The sequence below is a fragment of the Mycobacterium sp. SMC-18 genome (genome assembly GCF_045310895.1).
Lineage (GTDB): Bacteria > Actinomycetota > Actinomycetes > Mycobacteriales > Mycobacteriaceae > Mycobacterium.
Window position 1 is genome coordinate 1 of sequence record NZ_JBJIAL010000095.1, and the last position, 4828, is coordinate 4828.

The 4828-nt window shown below is 64.0% G+C and carries 4 protein-coding genes and 1 pseudogene; 4 read left to right on the forward strand and 1 reads right to left on the reverse strand.

The window, feature by feature from the left end:
* Nucleotides 1-421: 421 nt before the first annotated feature.
* Nucleotides 422-763 (reverse strand): hypothetical protein, encoded by a 342-nt coding sequence (locus ACJH6J_RS30010; protein WP_244872621.1) that lies wholly within the window; start codon nucleotides 761-763, stop codon nucleotides 422-424.
* 325 nt (nucleotides 764-1088) lie between these two features.
* Here ACJH6J_RS30010 and ACJH6J_RS30015 point away from each other — a divergent pair, with 325 nt between their 5' ends.
* The 4 genes and pseudogenes from ACJH6J_RS30015 (at nucleotide 1089) to ACJH6J_RS30030 (ending at nucleotide 4500) form a co-directional block, all read left to right on the forward strand.
* The gene (locus ACJH6J_RS30015; protein ID WP_371824558.1) at nucleotides 1089-2693 is read left to right on the forward strand and encodes an FMN-binding glutamate synthase family protein; all 1605 of its coding nucleotides are present in this window, start codon (nucleotides 1089-1091) and stop codon (nucleotides 2691-2693) included.
* Nucleotides 2694-2813: 120 nt separating this feature from the next.
* Nucleotides 2814-3084: pseudogene (locus tag ACJH6J_RS30020) on the forward strand (DUF4235 domain-containing protein).
* Nucleotides 3085-3247: 163 nt separating this feature from the next.
* The gene (locus tag ACJH6J_RS30025; RefSeq protein ID WP_212812415.1) at nucleotides 3248-3805 is read left to right on the forward strand and encodes a CsbD family protein; all 558 of its coding nucleotides are present in this window, start codon (nucleotides 3248-3250) and stop codon (nucleotides 3803-3805) included.
* A 26-nt stretch (nucleotides 3806-3831) separates the two neighbouring features.
* The gene (locus ACJH6J_RS30030; protein ID WP_244872620.1) at nucleotides 3832-4500 is read left to right on the forward strand and encodes an IF2 family translation initiation factor; all 669 of its coding nucleotides are present in this window, start codon (nucleotides 3832-3834) and stop codon (nucleotides 4498-4500) included.
* The last annotated feature ends 328 nt before the right edge of the window (nucleotides 4501-4828 follow it).

Sequence of the window (4828 nt, forward strand, 5' to 3'; positions counted from 1 at the left end):
AATTATTCCTTGCAGGACAGGCACTTTCGCTTATCTACACACCCCCACAGTCAACATTCCACGAAAAATCCGGGCTAGGTCCACGACCTGCTCCTGAGTGTCGCCCCACCGCAGGTGGTCGAAGCTGCTGGGAGAGTCGACCGTGCCGAGTGCAGCATGCGTGAGTCCGCTACCGAAGCGTCGCAGACGAGGTATGCGAACGCGCTGACGGCATGGGGAGCGGCCGGCGGCTACGAGATCGAAGTGTTCTGGGACGTCTGTACCGACGCCGCGCTCGGGACGAAGGGCGCGTCGTACGTTCCAGGCGGCGGAGTCTGTTGCGTTGAGCCGAATCGACACAATTGCTACCGGTTTTGTCGGCAGCAATCGACAGTTGCTGCAGCCGCCTACGAATTGCGGTTCGAATACCCGCCGGCATCATTCATCGATTGCACATGAGATCAACGTACGCAGTCTTGTACCGAACGAGATTGCCGACGTTCCCGGTAGGTCCTCGCTGTATCCAGGAGTGCTTGACGGCAGTGCCGTCGCGCACCGCGATGACCGTACATTGCTCGATGGGTGCGTTACCGACCTTGTTGAGTATCGGTCGAAGTCCCTGTGCTTCTAGCTCGCTGATCGTGGCCTGGGCCGATTTCTGCACCTCGGGCGCAGCCAGCGCCGGCGCCGCCGAGCCCAAGCTCAACACGATGGCTCCGCACGCAACCACGACGCCCTTGGTAATACCGCCGCCCAACAATTCAATTTCCTTTCCAGAATCCAAATACGTTTATCTGCGTATTCTCAAATTCAATTCTAGTCAGGTTCGAACGTGCGTCGAGGTATTCATATGCGACACATAATGATCGACATGCCAATTTCATGATCGATTCATAGCCATTTCAGACATTGCCAGCTCATGGCGTCCGGATGAGAGGGCCGCTGAGCGAAGCGACGCCCCTCGCGCGGTTGGGGTTGCCCGTCCCGAACGAAGGCACTCCGTGGGGCGCACAGCTATGTTTGTGCCGGCGATCTGGAGGCGCCGATGCCTGAACGGACCGATTCTGGGTATTCCGCCGACAGTGGACCGCCAGATGAAGAGGGTTGATGTGATTCGGTTCGGAATCGTCGCGGCGTTGGTCGCCGTTGCGGCAGGCCTTGCCGTTACTGCGCTTTTCGGTAGTTGGGTGTGGTGGATTGCGGCGGCGGCAGTAGGTGGGCTGGCCGCGGTAGGCGTCTTCGATGTGACGCAACGACGCCATTCTGTGCTGCGCAACTACCCGGTGATCGGACACATCCGATACCTGCTTGAAGCGGTGCGCCCGGAACTGCAGCAGTACTTCATCGAACGCAATTTTGACGGCCGACCGTTCGACCGCGACATCCGCTCACTCATCTATGAGCGGGCCAAAGGGACCGCGGCCGAGCTGTCGTACGGCACTGAACGGGATGTCGACGAGCCCGGGTACGAGTACCTGGTGCACTCGACCGCACCGGTGGAACCGCCGCCGCAGCCCTACCGGGTTCGTATCGGGGGCCCAGACTGCACCCGGCCCTATGACATGGCACTGCTGAACGTTTCATCGATGAGTTTCGGAGCGCTCTCGGCCAACGCGTTGAAAGCCCTGAATGCCGGGGCGCGACGGGGAGGCTTCGCACACGATACGGGCGAAGGCGGCCTGACGCCCTACCATCTCGGGGGCGCAGATGTGGTGTGGGAGATCGGGTCCGGCTATTTCGGCGCCCGCACCGCCGACGGACACTTCGACCCTGACCAGTTCGCCGACAAGGCCGCACACGACGCGGTCAAATGCGTGTCGCTCAAGCTGAGCCAGGGCGCCAAACCTGGGGTGGGCGGTGTGCTGCCCGCGTCGAAGGTGAGCAAGGAGATCGCCGAGTATCGCGGCGTGCCCGCGGGGGAGAAGTGCGTGAGTCCCGCTGCGCACTCGGCGTTTTCAACTCCACGCGAGCTTGTGCAGTTTGTGGGTCGGCTTCGCGAACTGTGCGGCGGCAAGCCGGTGGGATTCAAACTGTGCGTGGGATCGCGGGTGGACTTCTTGGCGATCTGCAAAGCGATGCGCGCCGAGGGGGTGACTCCCGATTTCATCATCGTCGACGGTGCGGAGGGCGGAACAGCCGCTGCGCCACTGGAATACGAGGACCACGTCGGGCTTCCGCTGACCGACGGATTGATGACGGTGCACAACGCACTGGTCGGTACCGGCCTGCGCGACGTCATACGCATCGGCGCCAGCGGCAAGGTTGCCGCGGGCAACGACATCATCAAACGACTCATTCAGGGCGCCGACTACACCAACGCTGCGCGCGCCATGATGATGGCCATCGGCTGTATCCAATCGCAGCGCTGCCACACCAATCACTGCCCGGTCGGGGTCGCCACACAGGACCCGCGACGGGCCCGAGCTCTGGACGTCGACGACAAGAGCGCGCGCGTGTATCGCTACCAGAAGGCCACTGTCGAGCAGGCAATGAAAATCATGGGATCGATGGGCATCGCCGATCCGGCGCTGCTATCACCGCATCTGCTGCGCAAGAAAGTCTCGGCCACCCAGCAGGTCTCGTACGCGGAACTCTACGAGTGGTTGGCGCCCGGTGAACTCATCGAGCAGGCGCCGGAAAGTTGGGCTTTCGACTGGGCGGCGGCCGATGCCGATTCGTTCCGGCCCATCCTGCGATCTCGGCGATTGTCCTGACGCCTGCAGGCCTTTGGCGTTCGAGCTGAGGCGGTTTGGGCGATTGACGTGGACGCGGCCGGGGTAACTCTCAGCCGAGGCCCGGACCAGTCGGGACCGTCAGGTGTGCCAGGGAGAACGATGAGCAAGATATCGAAGTCACTGTATCCGCCGCTGTCAGCTGCGTTCAGCGTGGTGGGCGGCCTGGTGGCCGGCAATGTCTTCAGTGTGTTGTGGGAGCGGATCGACGACTCTGGAGAGGGACCTCCGGCCCAAGGATCTGAACCGCTCGGGCGGGCAAGCCCTGCTCGCCGCCGGTGTGCAGGGCCTCGTCTTCGGTTTGGTCAGGGCTGCCGTAGACCGAGCGGGGGCGCGCAGCTACCGCGCTGTGGCGCGCGAGAATCCGGTGTAAAGCTCTCGCGGTTGGCTACGCGGGTTGACTCACATCACAGGTGCTCGATCGTCAGCCGTTGTCGATGCTTTGTGCCTGTTCAGCGCGCTGTCGGCTCTTCACGGACGGCCCAGGCCCGACCGAACGGTGTTTGAAGGAGACGCAAAACGAGCATGGCATGGTCATGGGCGAACACGAGAAAGCTGATGAGGCACGTAAAGGCCTGGTCGATTCGATCAAGGGCAGAGCAAAAGAGATCGCCGGCGCGGTGACCGGCAACGATTCATTGACCGCCGAAGGGCAGTTGGAGCAGGCGCAGGCGCGGGCCCGCAAGGAGGCCAACGCCATCGAAGCGGTCGCAGACGCCGAAGCCGACGCCGTCACCGGCCTGGCGTCGCAGGCCCGCCACCAGGCGGCCGGCGCCCGGGACGTGGTGCGGTCCGGCACGGACGCCGCGGAAGACGCCGCACAACAGCGGCAGGTGGACCAGGTCCAGCAAGCCACACAAACAGCGCGGCACCGCGCCGCCGAGGAGCAGGTCCGCGCCAGCGTCGAGGAGCAGCGCGAGGAACGGCAGGCGGAAATCCGGGAAACGGCCGACACCGCCGCAGCCGGCAGGGAGGCACGTGACGCGCTCGCCGAACATCGCGCCGCGCAGAGAGATGCGGACGAAGGGCAAGCCGAGGCCCGTCGCCTTCGCGAACGCGCCGAGACCCTCAGTGATCGAACCAACTTGTCCTGAAAGACATTGAGAGCCAAGGAGATATCGTGAGTATCATCGAATTGCCGTTACAGGTCTTGCGCATGCAATACCGCCTGGCCCGGTTTCCCCTGCAGTTCATCGAGGATCGGTGGATCGTCCGCCTGGACGCCGAAGCACCCGCTCGGCTGATCTATGAGCGGTCGCTCGGGGGTTTGGACGCTGCGGTCGGCGGAGTGCTGGGCGATTCCACGCTGCGCCGGCGGGGTGCGGCGCTGGCCCGCCGAAGCGAGGTTCGTGCCGAAGCTGTCGTGCGGAGCATGGACGCCGCCCAACGGCGCAAAGAGGCCGGCGCGCAGCTGGAGGACTCGCTGGAAGAGGCCGCCGACGACCGCGACGAAGCGATCGCCGCCAAGCAGGACGCAGTGGCGGAAGCGCGCGAGCGCGCGCAGCAGCGTAAGCGGCAGGCGGCGGAAGAGGCCGACAAGCGAATCGCTCAGGCCGCGAAGGCCAGCCGGGCCGAGGCCGAACGTAAGCGCGAGGCTGTCAAATCCGCCGAACAACAACGTCTGCAACGGATCGCCAAGGCCGAAGGGAAGGCGGCGGCTGCGGCCGAAGCCGCGCTCGAGGACGCGAGGGTCAAGCGTGCCGCGGCGGCAGCCAAACGCGAGCAGGCTGAGCAGGTCGAAGTACTGGCCGACGCCGAGAAGCAGAACCGGCGGGCGGGTCGGGTCTGACGCAGGCTTCCGAACCGACAGTGGCTTGTCCCGCGACGTTGCCGAGCATGGCGACTGTGCCGAAGGTGTCGCCGATCGTCGACACGAAGATATCGCCGGGGGCAGTGACGTGCCTGCGCGGCTAGGGACCTTCTTGGCAGCTGTCGAGACGCAAGGAAGGTTGACAAACGTGCACCGCTTGTTAGGCAAGCTCACCAGCCAGAGTTAGTTAGTGAGCGCAGATCGCCCCAGCATCTGGCTGCTGCTGGGGCGGGTCTGCTGCACGATCAGGTGACAGTTTCGGTCACGCGGCCTGACTGGCCGGTGTGGTCATGATTGCTTCGAATTC

Excerpts from the sequence above, each read along its gene's own strand:
- ACJH6J_RS30025 (WP_212812415.1), top strand. The coding sequence starts at position 3,248 with ATGGGCGAACACGAGAAAGCTGATGAGGCACGTAAAGGCCTGGTCGAT.